Raw genomic sequence first — 20,984 nt, 5'->3', positions numbered from 1 at the left:
TAGTTATAATTTCACTCATTAAAAAATACTAATGCAAACGGCTGAAGATATAAGATTATTGAACAGTAAAATACAAGATAATGCTTTGTTTATAGAGAGGCTGAGATCGGAGCTATCAAAAGTAGTGGTGGGCCAGTTATACATGGTTGACCGGCTTCTGATTGGACTTTTAAGTAATGGTCACGTTTTGCTTGAAGGAGTTCCGGGCCTTGCAAAAACCTTAACAATAAAATCTCTTGCACAGGCTGTTCAGGCAAAGTTTAGTCGTATACAATTTACACCTGATTTATTACCTGCCGATGTAGTAGGCACTATGATCTACAACCAGCAACGCGGAGAGTTTGTAATTAGAAAGGGGCCGATTTTTGCAAATTTTATCCTGGCAGATGAAATAAATCGCGCTCCGGCAAAAGTGCAAAGCGCATTGTTGGAGGCAATGCAGGAAAAGCAGGTAACCATTGGTGAAGAAACACATAAATTAGAAGAGCCATTTCTTGTCCTGGCAACTCAAAACCCGATAGAGCAGGAAGGAACATATCCATTACCGGAAGCGCAGGTAGATCGATTTATGTTAAAGGTAGTCGTAGGCTACCCGTCGAGGAGTGAAGAACAGATGATTATCAGGCAACAAGTGCAAGGTGCGGAAATGCCAAAAGTAAAGCCTGTAGTAAGCACACACGAAATTTTGCAGGCAAGAACATTGGTAAGAGATGTATACATGGATGAAAAAGTAGAGCAATACATTATTGATATTGTGTTTGCCTCCCGTAATCCTGAAAAATATCATTTAGAGCGTTTGAAACCTTTAATTAGCTACGGCGGTTCGCCACGGGCGAGCATAAACCTGGCCTTAGCTGCAAAAGCTCATGCGTTTATGCATAAAAGAGGGTATGTAATACCTGATGATGTTAAAGCCATTTGTAAAGATGTAATGAGACACCGCATAGGTTTAACATATGAAGCAGAAGCAGAAAACATCACCACTGAAAAAATTGTGGATGATATTTTAAATGTAATTGCGGTACCATAAAGGCGGGCACGGCTGAGAGTTGAATGACTTAATATTAACAAATCTTGTATCGTCAACCTTCATCCAACAAATTGCAACATGACTACAGAAGACATACTAAAAAAAGTTCGGGAACTGGAAATAAAAAGTAAGAGATTGACTAATCATCTTTTTACAGGTGAATATCACTCTGCTTTTAAAGGTCGGGGTATGTCATTTAAAGAAGTAAGAGATTATTACGCAGGAGACGATCCACGGTTTATCGATTGGAACGTTTCGGCAAGAATGGGGCATACTTTTAGCAAAGTTTTTGAAGAAGAAAGAGAACTTACTGTTTATCTATTAATAGATGTAAGCGCAAGTAGTTTGTTCGGTACTTTCCGTCAAAATAAAAAAGATCTTATAACAGAAATCTGCGCGGTACTGGCTTTCTCAGCTATCGCTAACAATGATAAAATAGGTTTGATATTTTTTAGTGACCATGTAGAAAAATTTATTCCGGCAAAAAAAGGCCGGGATCATGTTTTGTATATGGTAAGAGAAATGTTATCTTTCAAATCACGGTGCTCCCAAACAGATGTGTTGAAAGCGCTAAAATTTTTAAATAATACCACACGTCATAAAAGTATTGTGTTTGTCTTAAGTGATTTTGCCGATGCAGGTTATCATGAAACTTTGCGCATAGCTGCAAAGCGACATGATGTGGTCGGTGTTCAAGTGTATGATAAGCGTGATGAACAATTGCCGGCGGTGGGTTTAATGCAACTTCGCGATGCAGAAACAGGAAAAATGGTTTTGCTAGACACGAGTGATCCCTATAGCCGCTCTAAGTATAGCCAGCAATTCCAGAAAATATTGGAAGATGCAAAAAATTCTTTCAGAAAAGCAGGGGCGGACCTTTTACAAATATCAACAGGACAGGATTACGTAAAATTATTACAACAATTTTTTATCAGAAGGGCATAAGTGAACTACAGAAAAATATATATTGTTTTTTTTATTGGGCTGATCTCATTAAGTATTCAATCAAATTTGTTTTCCCAAACGGTTAAAGCCTCGGTAAATAGAGACAGGATATTTATAGGAGAACAAATTATATTGAAACTGTCTGTAGAAAATGGAAAAGGTGGCACAAGCTGGTTTAGTTTCCCTGACAGCGTTAATCATATACAGGTAGTAAAAAGAAGCAAAATAGATACAGTTGTAAAGGGAAATTTTACCAATTATTATCAAACAATTTCCATTACTTCTTTTGATAGCGGCAGGTGGGATTTTCCGCCTTTGTCCCTTCCCCGCATAAACCAGTCAACCTCGCCAATAAGTATTGAAGTTTTACCTGTTGACGTGTCTAAAATGCAGGACTACAACGACATTAAAGATATTGAAGAAGTGAAGCCGGGAAATAACTGGCTTATCACCGCAGTAATAGCAGCTATTACTCTTATGTCTATAGCGGCAGTGTACTGGCTATTAATCAGAAAGAAAAAAGTCGCAAAGACAGAGACAGTCTTACAAGGAAAGCTTTCACCGATTGAATGGGCTATGGCTGAATTAAATAAATTAAATGGCCAAAATCCGCAGTCACCAATCGAAGTAAAAAAATATTATTCTGATTTAACCAACATCAGCCGCACTTTTTTTAATATGCAATTACAACAGCGTTCGTTGCAGCAGACAACGGATGAATGGATGATTAATCTTCAACCATTGCAGGTAGATAAGGAAATAAAAACGGCTTTTTTTCAAATTCTCCGCCTTTCTGACACCGTAAAATTTGCAAAATATTTGCCCCCTTCAAATGAAAATCAAACATCTGTGCTTGCGATAAAACAAATGCTGCAAAAAGTTTCTCTCTTACATTCACCAATACACTCAAATTTTCAACCTAAATAGTTCTGATGCTGTATCAATGGTTTCAAAATATCACTTTTGCAAATAAGGAAGCTTTGAGTCTATTACTCATTATTCCGCTATTGGCGTTTTGGTATTATGGCAACATTGAGAAACGGAAAGGTTCTATGTTGGTTACCACAACTCACTTTCTTAATAATATCCGTACATTCAAAACCTGGTTTCAGCATTTTCCTTTTGTTTTGCGTTGCCTTGCTTTAGCCTGCTTAATAATTGCCCTTGCACGGCCGCAGCACAGATTTGCCGAACAGCAGACTGAGGGAGAGGGAATTGATATTGTTCTTTGTTTTGACATCAGCGGCAGCATGACAGAAAAAGACTTCACACCTAATCGACTGGAGGCTTCTAAAGAGGTTGCAGAGTCTTTTGTAAATGATCGCCCCGGCGACCGCATCGGTGTTGTTATTTTTAGCAGGCAAAGCTTTACGCTTTGTCCCATCACTACCGATAAAACAACAGTTCTATCACAAATTGAAAATATTAAAAGCGGCTATCTTGAAGAAGAAGGCACTGCTATTGGCTCCGGTCTCGCTACCAGTGTGGATCGTTTAAAAGATCAGAAAACAAAAAGTAAAATAATTATACTGCTGACAGACGGAGTAGATTTCGGAGGTTTAATTCCGCCTGACATTGCTAAGGAAATGGCAAAGTTGTATAAAATAAAAGTATACACAATAGGTGTTGGCTCAGAAAAGGAAATTGATGAACAGGTGCAAACACCTTATGGAAGTGTGACAAACCGCAAGAAATTAGAATTTAACGAAGGACTATTAAAAAATATTGCATCAGAAACTGGTGGACAATATTTTCATGCAACAGACCAGGAAGCATTGAAGAAAATTTATGCAAGCATAAATAAGCTGGAAAAAACCCACATAAAAGTAACCTCGTACGAACGTTTTACTGAAGAGTTTTTGCCCTGGTTGCTAGCAGCTATTGGTTTACTTCTTTTAGAAACAGTTTTGCGATATACGCTATTTAAGAAATTTCCTTAGATTTTTTAATACCAGCTGTAGAATTTTAGCGCAACATCGTTGCGTCGCAATCACTTTATCAGCAAATCTTTTGGCATCTTTTTGCATTTGCTCACTTCTTGGTTTAATAAAGTGTTGTAAGCTTATTTAATCAGGTGCTGAATTTTAGGCAAAAAAATAATAATACCAATAATACTGCTAATAACAGAAAACCACAAAACTGCTCCGGCAGAAATATCTTTAATAACCTTAACCGCAGGATGAAACTTTGGATGAACCAGGTTACATAGTTTTTCAATAGCGCTGTTGATCATTTCAAGCGAAAGAACAGAAGCTATACAAATAAGTAACACAATCCATTCCCATTTTGACACGGACAGAAGTAAACCCAACAGCACGACTAAAACACTTGCTCCCAACTGTATTCGCCCGTTTCTTTCATGCCTGAAAAAAACAACAAGACCATTGTAAGCGTATATAAAACCTTTCAAAAAATTAATCATTTTACCCTATTTGCTTGAAAATCTACAAATTAATATACAAATAACCTTAACTCGCTCTTTTGCTATCCATGCTACTTTATAAAAGAAAAGTTATTAAGGGCAAAAACTAGCGTTTACGGGCATAATAGTTGCTCGCGTAAGTGCAATCAATGTTCCAGTTATGAATTTTCTTGCCCATGCATATTTGTCGTTTAATCATCCGGAGATATTAGTGGGCAATATGATTAGCGACTTTGTGAAAGGCAAAAAAAAATTTGACTATTCTCCGGGCATTCAGCATGGAATTGCTTTTCATCGCCAGATTGACTCGTTTACTGACGAACACGAAGCGACAAAAGAAGCCAAACAATTTTTAAAACCGGCAGTAGGTTTGTATGCTGGTGCATTTGTAGATGTAGTGTACGATCATTTTTTAGCGAACGATATCAATGAGTTTACAGATACTTCTCTTAACAACTGTGCCATGAATACTTATGGCATTCTTAACAACTATTACGCCCTTTTGCCTGCTGCATTTCAATCAATGTTGCCATATATGCAAACCCAAAATTGGCTTTATAGTTATAAGAGTATTGCCGGTACGAGAAATAGTTTTGGCGGAGTAGTAAGAAGGGCGAGTTACTTATACAGTAGTGAAGAAGTTTTTAAATTATTCCAAAAGCATTACTACTCATTGGAAATGTGTTATAAAAACTTTTTCCCCTTTCTAAAAGAATTTGCTATTGATCAATTTAGGGAGATGACAAACAAATAGCTCTTATGTTTATGTCAACGTCCGTACTACAGTGACCCATCAAAAAACTTAATCTTTAAACTTAATCAGCTTATCATTACTCTAGTTAAATATATAAAATCACAAAGGGTGCAACAAAAAATAAGTTTTTATCACACCCTTTGCCAATTTGTCTTGCTTTTTATTGTTCTGCTTCTACTATTTTAACTGCAGGTATTACAGCCTCTTTTGTTACCTTCACTTTACCCCTGTTAGCGCGGGCTACCCGTGAATAGATAGATATATTTTTATCAAATAAGAAACGAAAAAGCAGGCCAGTGTAAGAAGTATGATAGCCCAGTGTGTCGTAGTAGGAACTTGCGATCTTTTTCACTTTAGGTAACCTGTTCCATGCTACAGAAGGAAAATCGTGGTGCTCATTGTGATATCCCACGTTCAGGTTAACAGTATTAAGAACTCCATAATAGCTTTTAGTTTCCTGGTCACCATGGGTAAGGTAATGTTCCTGTACCCATCTTGCTCCTAATGGATGCAAGCCAACAGAGAAAAAGAAACCAGCAACAAGGTAAACTGTACTTTTTGCACCAAGAAAATAAACAATGGCAAACATAAAACTGAACTGAATAATCCAGTTAATAACGGTCCATTTATCCCATATAGCAATTTCTTTTAAGCGAAGCGGTCTTAATAATTGAAAAAGAGGGTAAAACAAAAGCCAAAGGGCTTTACCTATCCTCGAATTATCTATCAGCCTTGCTTCCCATTGAAAAGGCATATCGGCATCCAGCTCTTCTACACCCTGGAATGAATGGTGCTTGATATGGTATTTTTGAAATGAGACAGAGCTTGGAAAAACCAATGGCAAATTAGCAATTATACCAGACCACGTATTTAAGGTTCTGTTTTTGAAAAGAAGATTATGTGCACACTCGTGAATACAAACAAAAAGTGTATGACATGCAAATGCACCAATTAAATAAGCTGCAACAAAGACGCCCCACCAAGGCGCATCTTTAAGCAATACAGCTGCAGTAAGTTGTATGCCTACACAGAGTAATATAACAAGAAAAGTATATGGATTTCTCCCAATTAATTGTCTTATCTCAGGGTGCTTTGTAATTATTTCCTTTGTCCGTAGCTTATGTGGTTCACTCTCATCTGACCACTTAAAATTTTTTTCCAAAAGTTTTGTAATAATTAGTGTTTTATAAAATTGATACAGGTTAGGATTTACATATTTTATAATGCCTTATTTGAAGTTTTAACACAATTGTTACTCTTAACAAAGAGCCACAAAAGAACTAAGCTACAAAGAAACAAAAACTATAAAATGCTATACTAGCTTTTTTAATAAAAATTAAGCAGTCATTGATTCTACCTTATTCGCCAATTGTCCACAAGCAGCATCAATATCTTTACCCCGACTTCTGCGTAGTCTTGCATTAACACGTGCTTTTGACAAATGGTTCATAAACTTTTCAACTGTTTCTTCATCTGGTTTCAAAAATTTGGCTGCATCAATGGGATTGTATTCTATTATATTAACCAAATCAGCAGGAACCTGCCTATAAATCTTAATTAATTCATCTGCATCTCTCAGGCTGTCATTAAAATTCTGAAACAATATATATTCAAAAGTAATTTCGTTGCCGGTTTGTTTATAAAAGTAATTTAAAGCCTCAATTAATGCTTTTATGTTATTACTCTCATTTATAGGCATTATTTCATTACGCTTTACATCGCTTGCTGCATGCAAACTGAGGGCAAGGTTAAAACGTACTTTATCATCACCCAGTTGTTTAATCATTTTTGCAACACCTGCTGTTGATACGGTTATACGTTTGGGACTCATTCCCAATCCTTCAGGCGATGTTATTTTCTCAATTGCCTTCAATACATTTTTGTAATTTAGCAACGGTTCGCCCATTCCCATAAAAACGATATTGCTCAGCTTTTTATTGTAAACTTTGTGAGCCTGCTGATTTAGCAAAACCACCTCATCATATATTTCATCAAAATCCAGGTTGCGTTTTCGCTCCATGTATCCGGTAGCACAAAATTTACAGCTAAGACTGCAACCAATTTGAGAAGACACACACGCAGTCTGGCGCTCATCTGTTGGTATTAAAACACCTTCAACCAAGTGCCCTTCCACAGTTTTAAAACGACTTTTTACTGTACCATCTTCGCTGTATTGGGTAGTCTCAACCTGTAAAGCAGGAAGAGTAAAATGTTCATTTAATTTAGCTCTTAATTCCTTGCTCAGATTCGTCATGGCATCAAAACTATGGGCCTGTTTTTGCCAAAGCCACTCGTATACCTGCTTAGCCCTGAATTTTTTTTCCCCCATCTGCTCAAAGTATGTAACAAGCTCGTCAAGTGTGAGATGGCGAATATTCTTAGCTGATTTCATCGGGCAAAGGTATGATTAGTGATTTTTATATAGGAATTATAATATGTAAAGTTTTCTCAAATGAGAGGTTTAAACAAAATTTAGGAGTTACCACGATTATGATCCAACCTTTTAATTTTAAAAGCAGAAAAGGCCAACTACATTAAGTGTACCTTTAATTAGGTAACTAAAGGTATAATTGTATTTTTTACAAAAACTGTAGTTAAATTATCGATAAAAGCTTTTAACTTTAATTAAACTATTGAAGCTTCTGGCTAATTTTCTACTTTAATGCAGGCTCCTTTCCTTCTTCAACCACCTATTTTTAATTTTTTAATTTTATGTAAATGCGCCAAAGTATTTCTTCCCTTTCTCAGAGGGAACAGTATACGCCGGGTAAGTGGGATGAATTTTTATGGTGGCTGGGTACCGCCGAGAAGGAACTATTGGTTCAATGTGTAGTTGACAGGAACAGGTATCGTATTATTGGAACAACAGTATTAGCTACGTGGAGCTTTGCAACCCTGGCATGGACGTATTTCTGGAGCACAATTACCAGTAACTGGTTTTTATCGGTACTGCTGGGATTATTTATGGGTTTTATTATTCTTACAATTGACCGTGCTCTTATAAAAGGTATAAACAAGTTTAATAAAAACAGGATAACTCCCCTACTCCTTCGAGGTTTATTAGCTGTTACTCTGGGTACATTTATGGCCCAACCCGCTATTTTATTTATGTTTGATAAAGAAATCAAACTACAAGCCTCGTTGGATAATGAGGTAAGAAAGCGTACCAAGCAACAGGAATTAGATTCATTGTACAATCCCCAAAAGCAGGTTTTGAACACCCAGCGGGCACAACTTCAAAATCAATTAGATTTAAAATATTCGGAGGTGTCAAAAGCCCGCGAAGAATACATTGCTGAAACAGACGGTTCTGGCGGCACCGGAAAAATTGGTATTAAAACTATCGCTCTTGCAAAAAAGGCAGAATATGAAAAATTGGATAATGAATACAAAAACTTGTTTTCTGCCCTTCAACCAAATATTACTTCTATCGATAGCAGCCTTGCTGGAATAAATGCTATCATAAAAAAAGAAAATGATGTATTTGGGGGATTTTTAAATAATGGATTTTTAACAAGGATAGAAGCCCTAAATAACCTGGTTAAAAAAAATACAGCATTACAATGGCGATATTTTTTGATAGTTATAATTCTAATGTTAATAGAGCTAATGCCTGTATTAGCAAAGACACTTTTGCCAGCGGGCACTTACGACGAAAAAGTGCGGTTAACTGAGGAAATGGAGAAGGAAGTTGCCGAGAGTAACCAGTTAAAAGAAAAGCAGCTTAAGGAAATGTATAACCAGTTAGCAAGGGAAAAAGACGAAGCTTTTATTCGGCACTTTTTTGCTTTGACTGAAGCGGAACGAAATGAGAAAATGAAAAACCGTTTAGAAAAATGGACGTCCGATCATGAAGAGTCATTTGACGGTTTTTGGACTCAATTTAAAAAAGATATGCTTACAAAGCAGGAAAGTTGATTTTTTATACTTGCCCACTTTCTTATATTTAGCCGCTCAACTCAAGTACTAATTATACTTTTGACCCATCTAGAATTTGTTACGATCAAGGATAAGAAGATAAGATTTTTCAACAAATTAAAAAATATGTTTAAGCAAAAGCGCCCTTTTACGTTGGGCGCTTTTGCTTAACATAATATTGTTTTATCGGTGTATAAAACATTAAAGTGAATTTAGACCTTTAACTAACTGCTTCTCGCAGTAAGCATCCTGATATTGCAAATCCTTGTTAGCTTAGACTGAACCAGGCAAATTTTTTATTCTAACCTTAGTAAAATTGCGAGCCACATCATCAACGTTGTACCGATTAAAATATATCTTATTTAAAAATATTAGTATAGAAATAGAGAACAACAGTAGCAGTTAAAAGTGAGAGATAAAACAAGGTTGCAGTTTATTATCTTGTTTATATAGAAAAGGCTTTATTTTTGCAGCCGGCAAGAATTTTTTGTGTTTTCAATTGTGTTATTTTAAAAATAGCTATTTTGCCTCCCATTTCTTAAAAAAATCTCATTAAACTTCTAAACCATAAAAGTATTGTATGGACTTTAAACAAATTCAGGAATTAATTAAGATCGTGAATCGAAGCAATATAGGTGAGCTGTGTATCGAAGAAGGAGATTTTAAGATTATTATAAAGCAAAAAGAAGAGCCTGCTCCTGTTTATGCTACAAGTGCCGCGACACCATCGTACTTGCCACCTGCCCCGGCCGTACAGCTGCCCTCTCCCGCTACTCAGACTCCTGCGGCAGGCGTTTCATCTAATGGCCCTGAAACCGTTAAACAGGCAGATAACCTAATAACTATCAAAAGCCCGATGATAGGAACTTTTTATAGAAGTTCTTCTCCCGACAAGCCTGCGTTTGTAAATATAGGAGATGAGATAAGTGTGGGCAAAACAGTATGTATAATTGAGGCGATGAAGCTTTTTAATGAGATTGAAAGTGAAGTAAAAGGCATTATAGTAAAAGTATTAGTAGAGGATGCGACCCCTGTTGAATATGATCAACCTTTGTTTTTGGTTGAACCAGCTTAATTTAAATTGAAATGTAACAATTCTAAAGCTTGAAAAGGCTTTTCAAATTGTTTCATTTTTATTTTCAATTATCACATCTTCAAATTTTCAAATTATCAGATGTTTAAAAAAATATTGATTGCAAACCGCGGAGAAATTGCTCTTCGTGTTATTCGTACCTGCAAAGAAATGGGTATTAAAACAGTAGCTGTTTATTCAACTGCTGATAAAGAAAGTCTTCATGTAAAATTTGCCGATGAGGCAGTATGTATTGGTAAACCTGCAAGTAGTGATTCTTATTTGAATATAGCTCATATTATGGCAGCGGCAGAAATAACGAATGCAGATGCCATTCATCCCGGGTACGGTTTCTTAGCAGAAAATTCAAAGTTTGCTCAAATCTGTCACGATCATAGTATTAAATTTATCGGTCCTACTGCTGATATGATTAATAAAATGGGTGATAAAATAACTGCCAAAGATACAATGATAAAGGCAGGTGTTCCGGTAGTTCCCGGTGGACAGGGACTATTAGAAAGTGTGGAAGAGGCTAAGGGTATAGCGAAGGAAATTGGTTACCCGGTTATTTTAAAGGCAACTGCAGGTGGTGGTGGTAAGGGCATGCGTGTGGTATATGAAGAAAGTGAACTAGAAAAGGCCTACACTACAGCACGTACTGAGGCAGGTGCTTCGTTTAAGAATGATGGTGTTTACATGGAGAAGTTTGTTGAAGAACCGCGCCATATTGAAATACAGGTTGCTGGCGATCAATATGGGACAGTGGCTCATCTTAGTGAACGAGATTGTTCTATTCAACGTCGTCATCAGAAACTGGTAGAAGAAAGCCCTTCACCATTTATGACGCAAGAACTGCGTAATAAAATGGGTGAAGCGGCAATAAAAGCTGCAAGCGCAATAAATTATGAAAGCGTTGGTACAATAGAATTCCTGGTAGATAAGCATAGAAACTTCTACTTTATGGAAATGAATACGCGTATACAGGTAGAACATTGCGTGACCGAAGAAGTGATCAACTTTGACCTTATTAAAGAACAAATTAAAATCGCTGCCGGAGAGCCCATAACCGGAAGAAATTACGAACCGAAAAAACACGCGATTGAGTGTAGAATCAATGCCGAAGATCCTTACAATGACTTTCGGCCTAGTCCTGGTAAAATAACCGTGTTACATCAACCCGGGGGTCACGGCGTTAGGGTTGATAGTCATGTATATGCCGGTTATGTCATTCCTCCTTATTACGATAGCATGATTGGAAAATTGATTACTATGGCCCAAACCCGTGAAGAAGCGATAGACACCATGCACCGGGCACTTAGCGAATACATTATTGAAGGCATTAAGACAACTATTCCTTTTCATCTGCAGTTGATGAAAAATGAAGATTTCCGTAAAGGAAACTTCACTACTAAATTTTTGGAAACTTTTAAAATGGAGTAATTGCAGAAATTGAAATGATACTTTGTGATACAGCGCAATAGTGCTATAATTAGAAAAAGGAGGGCAAATCGAGTTTATCGTATTTCGACCACTTTTAATAATTTGTATTTTTTCTTAGGCTTTGTAATTTATAAAAAAGGCTTTTTAAAAATTAATTTTTAAAAAGCCTTTTTCCTTTCTCCGGAAGCCACCACTAAGTTGCGCCTACTTATAATCCATAATATTGATTACATTCTCACAAAAGGAAAATTCGTTTACATCATTGCTGCTTACAATTATAGTTTTATTTGCGGCGTAGTCAAGTATAAGCTTTTGGTACAATTCAAAACCACTTACATCCAGGTTGGTACAAGGTTCATCAAGCAACAGAAGTGGAGAATCGGAAAAGATCGCCTGCGCAAGTTTAATTCGTTGTTTCATACCTGAAGAGTAATAGCGAATTTGCTTCGTTGCTGCTTTTTCTAATCCGACCAGATTTATAATTTCTGTTATTGAGATTCCCTTTAATAAAGGTTTAAATTGCCGGTGAAATTGCAGAAATTCTGCTGCCGTCATTTCTTCGATTACTTCAACATAAGGTGCGGCAATAGTTAGATACCTGTAAATATTATCTGCTTCAACAGAAGCACCATTCACTTGCCAGTCAATTTTTCCTTCGCTAATATCCATACTACCGGCAACCGTCTGCAACAGCGTACTTTTGCCACTCCCGTTAGACCCTGTGATAGCGTAAGTGTGGCCAGGTAAAAAAGTTAAGTCGGCCTTTCTAAATATCCAGTCTCGGTTAAAGCGTTTTCCGGCGTTAAAAAGGTTTATCCTCATCGCTCTCGGTTTTGGACGGTCGCTTAATGATACCGGTTTTAGAAGATTTAATAAAATTTAGGATCGCATCTCTTTCAGGGGTAGGCGGAAATGTAGCTTCTACTTTTTCGAGAGCGGCAGTTGTTGTATTTTTTTCAATAAAAAGTATCTTATAGATGTCTGTTATTTCCTGAATTTTTGCCGGAGAAAATTTAGACCGTTGAAGACCAACTGTATTTATTCCAGCGAAACTCATAGGTTCACGGGCCGCTTTTACATAAGGTGGAACGTCTTTTCTTACTACAGTATGACCTGCTACATAAGTATGAGCACCAATACGGGTAAATTGAACTGCCCCACTTAATCCGCTCATTATAGCATAATTTCCTATTTCTACATGTCCGGCTAGTTGAACAGCATTGGCAAGAATGACATTATTACCTAATATACAGTCATGAGCAATATGAGCATAGCCCATGATAAGACAATTTTGTCCTACAACAGTTTTCCATTTATCTTTTGTACCACGATTTACGGTTGCACATTCACGTATAGTAGTTCCATCTCCTATTTCAACCGTCGTTTTTTCTCCGATAAACTTTAGATCCTGCGGAATAGCACCAATTACTGCGCCGGGATAAATAACACAGTTTTTTCCTATGTTGGAACCATCCATGATCACGGCATGCGACATAATATGACTTCCATCACCTACGGAAACTTCGCCTTGAATGACAGCAAAAGGTTCAATTGTTACATTTTCGCCGATTTTTGCATCCTTGTGTATATAGGCAAGCGGACTTATGCTCATGCTTTTGGTCTTTTTACAATTTGTGCCACCAAAGTAGCTTCTGTAACAATTTTATCACCGACAAATATGGTTCCCTTCATTTCACAAATTCCCCTGCGGATAGGTTGAAGCAATTCCATTTTTAAAATAAGTGTATCGCCTGGTATAACTTTCTGCTTGAATTTGCAATTCTCAATTTTTAAAAAATAGGTGTCATATTTATCTTCCGTATCTCTTGGTATTGCAAGAAAACCTCCTGCCTGTGCGAGAGCTTCCACCTGTAAAACTCCCGGCATTATTGAGTTGTTAGGAAAATGCCCCTGGAAAAAAGGCTCGTTGTAAGTCACATTTTTTATAGCGACAACAACTTTTTCTGTAAGTTCGATTACTTTATCAACTAACAGAAAAGGATAGCGATGCGGCAAAACCTGTTCGATTTGCTGAACATTTAAAATGGCAGGTTTATTAGGGTCGTATTTAGGAACTTCCTGCCGGTTTTTATACTTTTTAATGTGTTCTTTGATCTTCTTTGCAAATTTTACATTACTTGCATGACCAGGTCTGTTAGCGATAATATGCGCCTTAAAAGGATATCCTACCAATGCCAGATCTCCAATTACATCCAATAGTTTGTGGCGAGCAGGCTCGTTAGGAAACCTGAGTTCCAAGTTGTTTAAAATCCCCTCAGAACTTATTTGTACGTCTTTTTTGTTAAATACTTTCGATATTCTTTCTACCTGTTCTTCGCTTACCTCTTTATCAACCACTACAATGGCGTTATTAATATCTCCCCCCTTTATCAAGTTGTGTGCTAACAGCCATTCCAATTCGTGAAAAAAACAAAAAGTTCTGCAAGGCGCAATACTTGTGTTGAAATCAGCAATATTTTTTATTGCAGCGTGCTGGGTTCCTAAGACAGGGCTATTGAAATCTATGAGAGTATTTATGCGATATTCATTATAAGGTAACGCTACCATTTCCACTTTTTTCTCTTCATCGGAGAAAGTGATATTATGCTCGATGTTATAATAAATTTTAACAGCGTTTTGTTCTTGCAATCCTGCTTTTTGAAGCGCTTCGACAAAAGGCTGGGCACTTCCGTCCAGTATCGGAACTTCTTCGCCGTCAATTTCTATCAAAGCATTATCTACCTGCATTCCTACCAATGCCGCCATTAAATGCTCGATGGTACTAACACGCGCGCCGTTATTTTCTAACGTTGTGCTGCGGTTCGTCTCAACCACAAAGTCCACATCTGCTTTCACTATCGGTTTTCCCGGCAGATCTACTCTCTGAAAATTAATACCCGTATTCGGAGCAGCAGGCTTTATACGCATAGTAACTGATTGCCCCGTATGGATGCCGGCTCCTGAAATACTTATTTCATCCTGTATAGTATGTTGATAAGATTGTCCGCTACTGTTCATAATTATAAAGGGCACGAAAGTATGAAAAGTATCGGATTATATTATAAACGGGTAACGATATATAACTGTTATAGTTATAATTAAAATGAAAATTGAAGGAATAATAAGGAATTATTATAATTGGTTTATCGCTAATCGCTCCTCTAATAAAAGTTTGATTTTGTTTTCCAGCTCGGTAAGACGTTTTTCCATTTCAGGAAGATTTCTCGTGATAGCCTGGCTACGAAGAGCACTGGTATAATCAAATGCCGGAGAACCTGTTACAGTAGATTTTGGTGTTTTTATAGACTTGCTTACACCACTTTGTGCGTTTATTTTACTGCCATCAGCTATCTGGATGTGGCCAACAACACCTGCCTGTCCACCGATCATTACATTATTACCTATTTTAGTGCTGCCGCTTACACCTGCCTGCGCTGCAATGACTGTATTATTACCTACTTCTACATTGTGCGCTATCTGAATTAAATTATCCAGTTTTGCACCTGCTTTTATTATGGTTGATCCTATTGTTGCCCTGTCAATGGTTGCATTTGAACCAATTTCGACATTGTCTTCAATAATCACGTTTCCTATTTGGGGTACTTTTTTAAATGAACCATCCGCCTGTGGTGCAAAGCCAAAGCCATCGCCTCCTATAACAGCACCAGCGTGAATAGTGACATTTTTACCAATCGAACAATCATGATAAATTTTAACGCCAGGATGTAAAATAGAATTGTCCCCTATTTTTACATTATTTCCTATATATACACCAGGAAATACTTTTACATTATTGCCAATTTCACTTGCTTCTCCAATATAAGCAAATGCTCCTATAAATACATTTTCGCCTTTTTTACAAGTTGGGGAAACAAAAGAGGGTTCCTGCACCCCATTCAATTGCTGTGTTTTTAATTGCTCGTAATAGTGCAACAGACTTGCAAAAGCAGTATAGGGGTCAGGTACACGTATAAGTGTGCAGTTTACATTTTGCTTTAAATCAAGTTTTTCTGATACTATAACTACAGAAGCCTGCGTGGTATATAAATATTCCTCATATTTAGGATTAGCTAAAAATGCAAGCTGTCCGTTTTCCGCTTCTTCAATTCTGCCAAAACTGCCAACAGCGGTATCGGCGTTTCCTTCAATTTTTCCTTTGATTAAAACCGCTATTTGATTTGCAGTAAATGTCATTTTTCAGAGTTTAGAGAATTAGACGAGCATTAGCTGTAATTGCCTTTTTCGTAGAAAGGATAATTATTAGTCAATACTATTCGTAATAACAAATGTAAAATTTTTTGACAGCGCTTGAAAGCGTTTTATGTATAAGTGCGTTATCAACTTGTGAAATATTTTTTACCTGCCCGTTTTTAAATAATATGTTTATTTGCTCATCCGTCGTTTTATACATTGTATTTACAGTTTCTCCTGTAAAACATAAATATCCCGCCTCATGCGCATCTATATTTAGTACTTGACAAGCATTGTGCAACTTTTGATGCATTTCCTCTTCGATAAATGGTTGCGCCTCGAGTTTAATCTTTAATAACTTTCTGTCTAAAATACTATTGCACAAGGTATTTAATACAATATCAGGATGAGTACTCCAGGTTTTAATAGCGTGCATAAAATCGAAATCATCGAGCCGTACAAAGTTTTGTAAAGCCTCTTCATTCATCTTGCCGTCAAATTCGCCGATAAAATAATCAACAGCCGTTCCTGTTTTTAGCAAAGAATCGTTTTTGTCAAAAATATCTTTTACACGTTCCGTTATTTTAACCAGCATTTTTTCTGCTGCAAGTACTGTTTTATGCAGGTAAACCTGCCAATACATCAAACGGCGCGCAACCAAAAACTTTTCAATACTGTATATTCCCTTTTCTTCTACCATCAGCTCTCCGTTATGTACTACCAGCATTTTTATTATTCGGTCATAGCCAATTACACCTTCACTTACGCCTGTAAAAAAACTATCCCGTGTCAGATAATCCATCCTGTCTACGTCCAGCTGGCCACTCACCAACTGGTGCAGAAATTTTTTTGGATACTTATCGGTAAAAATATCTATAGCCATTTGCAGTTCACCTCCAAATTCTTCATTCATCAGTCGCATGATATGCAAGCTCAAAGTCTCATGATGCATTCCCTCCAATAAAATATTTTCAAGTGCATGACTAAAAGGACCATGTCCGATATCATGCAATAAAATAGCTGCTTTTGTTGCAACTTCTTCCTCCTCAGTTATTTCTGTGCCTTTACTACAAAGCTCGGTTATGGCGTTACTTATTAAATGGTATGCTCCCAAAGAGTGGTGAAACCTGCTATGTACTGCCCCAGGATACACCAGGTGGGCAAGTGCCATTTGATAAATCCTTCGTAATCTTTGGTAATAAGTATGAGTTGTAATTTTAAAAATAAGCGGGTGATTTATAGTTATAAAACCATAAACAGGGTCATTAATAATTTTTCGCGGTGTAGAAGGCATTGAAAAACTTGTTGTTAAAATAAACTATCGTCCGGCAAATCTACTATTGGCAGTATTAAAAAAGGTAATTTTGAAAAATTGAACATTTAAATACTGTTTGCATTATGTCATTAGGAAAAATTTTGTGGGTAGATGATGAAATAGAAAGTTTGCAAAGTCAAAAATTATTTTTAGAGAATAAGGGATATGAAGTGGACACACTAACGAATGGCTTTGATGCTGTTGAGTATGTAAAGGATAATGCAGTCGATGTTGTACTGATGGATGAAAGTATGCCGGGCTTAACCGGGCTTCAGACACTGGCACAGATAAAAGAAGTTAATACGCAGATACCAGTTGTATTAATTACTAAAAATGAAACGGAAAACCTAATGGATGATGCTATTGGTCACGAAATAAGTGACTATCTTATAAAGCCTGTAAATCCTAACCAAGTTTGGTTAAGCCTAAAAAAAATCATCGATAACCGACGCCTCGTCGCTGAAAAAACCACTACTGCTTACCAGCGACATTTCAGGGATTTATTTATGGCGCTCAATAATAATCCTGATTACAACGAATGGATGGATATTTATAAAAAGCTGGTGTACTGGGAACTGGAAATGGAAAAAAGTGACAGCCCCGAGATGCAGGAAGTATTTCACAGTCAAAAGCAGGAAGCAAATACTGAGTTTTTTAAATTCATCAGCCGTAACTACACCTCATGGATAGACCCAAAGAATAATGGTCCTATTATGAGTCATAATTTGTTGCAGTATAAAGTTTTACCGCACGTGGAGAAAGGAACTCCTACCTTCTTTTTATTAATTGATAATCTTAGGTTTGACCAGTGGAAAGCTATTCAGCCATTGTTTGCAGAAAACTTCAGAATATTGGAAGAAGAAACTTTTTACAGCATCCTACCTACAGCTACCCAATATTCCCGCAACGCTATTTTTAGTGGATTGCTTCCAATTGAAATAGAAAAGCAATTTCCCATAGAATGGAAAAATGATGATGAACAAGGAGGTAAAAATCTTTTTGAAGAAACTTTTTTCAAAGGGTTGTTGAAAAGATTGAGAAAGGACAACATGAAATATACCTACACGAAGGTTGTTAACAATAATGATGGATTGCAGTTGGCTAATAATATTCATAACATGATGGGAAACGATTTGAATATTATAATTTACAATTTTGTTGATATGCTTAGTCATGCCCGTACCGAGATGGAAGTGCTGAAAGAATTAGCAGGCGATGAAATAAGCTATCGTAGTATCACTAAAAGCTGGTTCGAACACTCAACGCTAAACCAGGCTCTTAAAAAAATAGCAGATAAAAAAGTTAACCTCATAGTTGCCACCGATCATGGTACGGTAAAGGTAAAAACTCCCTGTAAAGTAATAGGCGATAAACAAACAACCACAAACCTTCGCTATAAGCATGGTCGCAACCTAAACTATGAAAACAAAGATGTATTGGCCTTCAAAGACCCAAGGCAGGCAGGACTTCCGGTACCAAATGTAAATTCATCTTTTATTTTTGCAAAAGAAGACGGTTTTCTTTGTTATCCGAATAACTACAACCACTTCGTAAACTATTACCGCAACACGTTTCAGCACGGCGGGGTAAGCATGGAGGAGATGATAGTACCGGTAATAAAAATGGTAAGTAAGGTTTAAAGCTTTTGATGATTTTTTTTTGAAACCGGCTTTTTGCACTTAATTCAGTTTTAGTTGCGTCGCACACTTGTACATTAAGTTCTTCACTCAACTTTTTCTGTGTAAGGGCAACCAGAATGTTATAGCAACAAGAAGATTATTTTTAATATATTAATTGAAGCAAATACCTGTAGTAGCGTATGAAATATAATCAGGCAACACTTAATAAAATCGAAAAAGTCCTGGAAGAAGCAGGATATATTGTTAGATACGAGAGAGGCAGTTTTCAAAGTGGCTATTGCATTTTAGAAGCAAGAAAAGTAGTAGTGCTTAATAAATTTTTAAATGTTGAAGGTCGCATAAATACCCTGACAGATTTATTACCCAAAATAACTATTAATATCGATCTTCTTACCCATGAATCGCAAAAGTTGTATCAGAGTATTATAGAAACCAACGCAGAAGCAAAAAATACAACAGAAGCACAGGAACTGGATTTAAAATAATTCTTTAAAATTTGTAAGACTGCGATAAGAGTTTGATCATGCTTCCACAAAACCTTTTGGCATACTTGCTATAAGTTTTTTTGTGTAATCTTTCTGTGGATGTAAGTAGATATCTTCTGCGTTTCCGGTTTCTTCTATTTTCCCTTTGTTCATTACCATTATTCTGTCGCTTACATACCGCACTACGGAAAGGTCGTGTGAGATGAAGATATAAGTAAACCGAAATTCTTTTTTTAGGTCATTTAACAGGTTAAGCACCTGTGCCTGTACACTCACATCAAGTGCTGATACGCTTTCATCACAAATAATAAATGACGGGTGCAATGCCAGGGCTCTTGCAATAACAATTCGTTGTCTTTGTCCACCGCTAAACTCATGTGGATATCGAGAATAATAGTCAGGTGCAAGATTTACCTTTTCCAGCAATTCTATAACCTTTTCCTTTTTTTCGCGTTTATTTTTAACCAGGTTATGCACTTCTAAAGGTTCTCCTATTGCCTGTCCAATAGTCATTCTCGGATTTAGAGAAGAGTAAGGATCCTGGAAAATGATTTGCATGTCTTTTCGTAAAATTCGCAATTCTTCTTTTCGCGCTTTCCGAAGATCTTTTCCTTTAAAAATTATATTGCCTTCTGTTGGCTCAATCAATTGTAATATACTTCTTCCTAAAGTGCTTTTACCACATCCTGATTCTCCTACGAGACCCAATGTTTCTCCTTCATACAATTCAAAGCTCACATCATCAACCGCTTTTATAAATGTTCCTGCCTTTCCAAATAGTTTTCTTTTTTCAGGAAACCAAACTTTTAAATTTTGCACCGAGAGCAAAGGTTGATGCGGTACACCTGCTTCTGTAAACGGCTGTACTAACACTGGTTTTAATGGAAGCGTCTCCTGCAATGAGGTATTGCTGGTAAGTTTACCATTTACAAAATCACTGACCACAGGCAGTCTTTCACCTTTTGCATGTAGTGCCGGCCTGCATGCAAGCAAAGCTTTGGTATAAGAATGTTGAGGGTTTTTATAAACATCGTTTCGTTCGCCTTTTTCAACGATGCGACCTTTGTACATTACTATTATTTTATCGGCAATTTCAGCAACTACTCCTAAGTCATGCGATATAAAAATTACTCCCATGTTTTTTTGTTGCTGAAGAGTTTTTATCAACTGCAGAATGTTTTTTTGCACTGTGACATCAAGAGCCGTAGTAGGTTCGTCGCATATAAGTAACGATGGATTGCAACTCATAGCCATCGCAATCATAACACGTTGTTTTTGACCACCGCTTAACTGGTGAGGATAACGGTCATATATTAATGGAGGTAACGGAAGCTGAACCTGATCAAATAAATCTAGGGTTTTTTGCTTCGCTTTTTCCTTTGATATTTTTTGATGAAGAACAATTGCTTCCATTACCTGGTTGCCACATGTAAACACAGGATTTAATGAAGTCATCGGTTCCTGGAAAATCATTGAAATTTCATTTCCACGTATGTGCCTCAAATATTGCGGGGAAGCATTTAAAAGATTTGTTCTTTTTCCTTCTTTATCTGTAAACCATATTTCGCCCTGTTCAAACTGCGCAAGCGGGGAAGGAAGCAAGTTCAAAATAGATAAAGCAGTAACAGATTTGCCAGAACCCGACTCTCCAACTACAGCAACCAGCTCTCCTTTTTGTACATCGATAGATACACTGGTAACGGCAGCAGAAGTCTTTTCTTCGCTTCTAAAGCTAATTGAGAGATTTTTTATAGAAAGAAGACTTTGCATAA

The 20,984-nt window shown here is 36.9% G+C and carries 19 protein-coding genes; 10 read left to right on the top strand and 9 right to left on the bottom strand.

The window, feature by feature from the left end:
• The first annotated feature begins 31 nt into the window (after nt 1–31).
• From B154_RS0120635 to B154_RS0120620, 4 genes are all read left to right on the top strand, one after another.
• On the top strand, nt 32–1,030 hold the full coding sequence (locus B154_RS0120635; protein ID WP_018616264.1) for an AAA family ATPase: 999 nt from the start codon (nt 32–34) through the stop codon (nt 1,028–1,030).
• 78 nt (nt 1,031–1,108) lie between these two features.
• Nucleotides 1,109–1,975 carry a DUF58 domain-containing protein gene (locus B154_RS0120630; protein WP_018616263.1) on the top strand — a complete coding sequence of 289 codons (867 nt, stop codon included), beginning with the start codon at nt 1,109–1,111 and terminating at the stop codon, nt 1,973–1,975.
• On the top strand, nt 1,976–2,902 hold the full coding sequence (locus B154_RS0120625) for a hypothetical protein (RefSeq protein WP_018616262.1): 927 nt from the start codon (nt 1,976–1,978) through the stop codon (nt 2,900–2,902). It begins immediately after the preceding gene.
• Nucleotides 2,903–2,907: 5 nt separating this feature from the next.
• The gene (locus tag B154_RS0120620; protein WP_018616261.1) at nt 2,908–3,915 is read left to right on the top strand and encodes a vWA domain-containing protein; all 1,008 of its coding nucleotides are present in this window, start codon (nt 2,908–2,910) and stop codon (nt 3,913–3,915) included.
• A 122-nt stretch (nt 3,916–4,037) separates the two neighbouring features.
• On the opposite strand, the gene B154_RS0120615 is transcribed toward B154_RS0120620, so the two are convergent.
• A complete protein-coding gene (locus tag B154_RS0120615) occupies nt 4,038–4,397 on the bottom strand; it encodes a diacylglycerol kinase family protein (RefSeq protein WP_018616260.1) in 360 nt (119 codons plus the stop codon).
• Nucleotides 4,398–4,557: 160 nt separating this feature from the next.
• Here B154_RS0120615 and B154_RS0120610 point away from each other — a divergent pair, with 160 nt between their 5' ends.
• Nucleotides 4,558–5,151 (top strand): acyl carrier protein phosphodiesterase, encoded by a 594-nt coding sequence (locus B154_RS0120610; RefSeq protein ID WP_018616259.1) that lies wholly within the window; start codon nt 4,558–4,560, stop codon nt 5,149–5,151.
• Nucleotides 5,152–5,311: 160 nt separating this feature from the next.
• On the opposite strand, the gene B154_RS0120605 is transcribed toward B154_RS0120610, so the two are convergent.
• Both B154_RS0120605 and rlmN read right to left on the bottom strand, forming a co-directional pair.
• A complete protein-coding gene (locus B154_RS0120605; protein WP_018616258.1) occupies nt 5,312–6,313 on the bottom strand; it encodes a fatty acid desaturase in 1,002 nt (333 codons plus the stop codon).
• Nucleotides 6,314–6,487: 174 nt separating this feature from the next.
• Nucleotides 6,488–7,543: a dual-specificity RNA methyltransferase RlmN gene (rlmN, locus tag B154_RS0120600; protein WP_018616257.1), complete on the bottom strand. Its 1,056-nt coding sequence runs from the start codon at nt 7,541–7,543 to the stop codon at nt 6,488–6,490.
• Nucleotides 7,544–7,869: 326 nt separating this feature from the next.
• On the opposite strand from rlmN, the gene B154_RS0120595 reads away from it, so the two are divergent.
• The 3 genes from B154_RS0120595 to accC all read left to right on the top strand — a co-directional run bounded on the left by B154_RS0120595 (nt 7,870) and on the right by accC (nt 11,581).
• Nucleotides 7,870–9,069 (top strand): DUF4407 domain-containing protein, encoded by a 1,200-nt coding sequence (locus tag B154_RS0120595; RefSeq protein WP_018616256.1) that lies wholly within the window; start codon nt 7,870–7,872, stop codon nt 9,067–9,069.
• Between the two features lie 580 nt (nt 9,070–9,649).
• Entirely contained in the window at nt 9,650–10,144 is a 495-nt protein-coding gene (gene accB, locus B154_RS0120585) for an acetyl-CoA carboxylase biotin carboxyl carrier protein (protein WP_018616255.1), read from the top strand.
• Between the two features lie 99 nt (nt 10,145–10,243).
• Nucleotides 10,244–11,581 (top strand): acetyl-CoA carboxylase biotin carboxylase subunit, encoded by a 1,338-nt coding sequence (gene accC, locus B154_RS0120580; protein ID WP_018616254.1) that lies wholly within the window; start codon nt 10,244–10,246, stop codon nt 11,579–11,581.
• Between the two features lie 204 nt (nt 11,582–11,785).
• Here the strand turns inward: accC and B154_RS0120575 are convergent, their stop codons facing one another.
• The 5 genes from B154_RS0120575 to B154_RS0120555 form a co-directional block, all read right to left on the bottom strand.
• A complete protein-coding gene (locus B154_RS0120575; protein ID WP_018616253.1) occupies nt 11,786–12,403 on the bottom strand; it encodes an ABC transporter ATP-binding protein in 618 nt (205 codons plus the stop codon).
• Complete coding sequence (gene lpxA / locus B154_RS0120570) at nt 12,384–13,193, bottom strand: acyl-ACP--UDP-N-acetylglucosamine O-acyltransferase (protein WP_018616252.1); 810 nt, start codon at nt 13,191–13,193, stop codon at nt 12,384–12,386. Before lpxA ends, B154_RS0120575 begins: the two co-directional genes overlap by 20 nt.
• Nucleotides 13,190–14,599 carry a bifunctional UDP-3-O-[3-hydroxymyristoyl] N-acetylglucosamine deacetylase/3-hydroxyacyl-ACP dehydratase gene (locus B154_RS0120565; protein WP_018616251.1) on the bottom strand — a complete coding sequence of 470 codons (1,410 nt, stop codon included), beginning with the start codon at nt 14,597–14,599 and terminating at the stop codon, nt 13,190–13,192. The genes lpxA and B154_RS0120565 overlap by 4 nt, the downstream gene beginning before the upstream one ends.
• Before the next feature lie 114 nt (nt 14,600–14,713).
• Complete coding sequence (gene lpxD, locus B154_RS0120560; protein ID WP_018616250.1) at nt 14,714–15,775, bottom strand: UDP-3-O-(3-hydroxymyristoyl)glucosamine N-acyltransferase; 1,062 nt, start codon at nt 15,773–15,775, stop codon at nt 14,714–14,716.
• 76 nt (nt 15,776–15,851) lie between these two features.
• Nucleotides 15,852–17,066: an HD domain-containing protein gene (locus tag B154_RS0120555; protein ID WP_018616249.1), complete on the bottom strand. Its 1,215-nt coding sequence runs from the start codon at nt 17,064–17,066 to the stop codon at nt 15,852–15,854.
• A gap of 104 nt (nt 17,067–17,170) precedes the next feature.
• Between B154_RS0120555 and porX the strand changes: the two genes are divergently transcribed.
• Both porX and B154_RS0120545 read left to right on the top strand, forming a co-directional pair.
• The gene (gene porX / locus B154_RS0120550; RefSeq protein WP_018616248.1) at nt 17,171–18,727 is read left to right on the top strand and encodes a T9SS response regulator signal transducer PorX; all 1,557 of its coding nucleotides are present in this window, start codon (nt 17,171–17,173) and stop codon (nt 18,725–18,727) included.
• Nucleotides 18,728–18,906: 179 nt separating this feature from the next.
• Complete coding sequence (locus tag B154_RS0120545) at nt 18,907–19,212, top strand: hypothetical protein (RefSeq protein WP_018616247.1); 306 nt, start codon at nt 18,907–18,909, stop codon at nt 19,210–19,212.
• Nucleotides 19,213–19,248: 36 nt separating this feature from the next.
• Here B154_RS0120545 and B154_RS33660 read toward each other — a convergent pair whose 3' ends face one another.
• Nucleotides 19,249–20,982 (bottom strand): ABC transporter ATP-binding protein, encoded by a 1,734-nt coding sequence (locus B154_RS33660; protein WP_018616246.1) that lies wholly within the window; start codon nt 20,980–20,982, stop codon nt 19,249–19,251.
• Between the last annotated feature and the right edge of the window lie 2 nt (nt 20,983–20,984).

Source organism: Segetibacter koreensis DSM 18137 (assembly GCF_000374045.1).
Taxonomy (GTDB): Bacteria; Bacteroidota; Bacteroidia; order Chitinophagales; family Chitinophagaceae; genus Segetibacter; species Segetibacter koreensis.
Note: the sequence above shows the minus strand (reverse complement) of the source record. Positions and strands in the feature narration are given on the sequence as shown.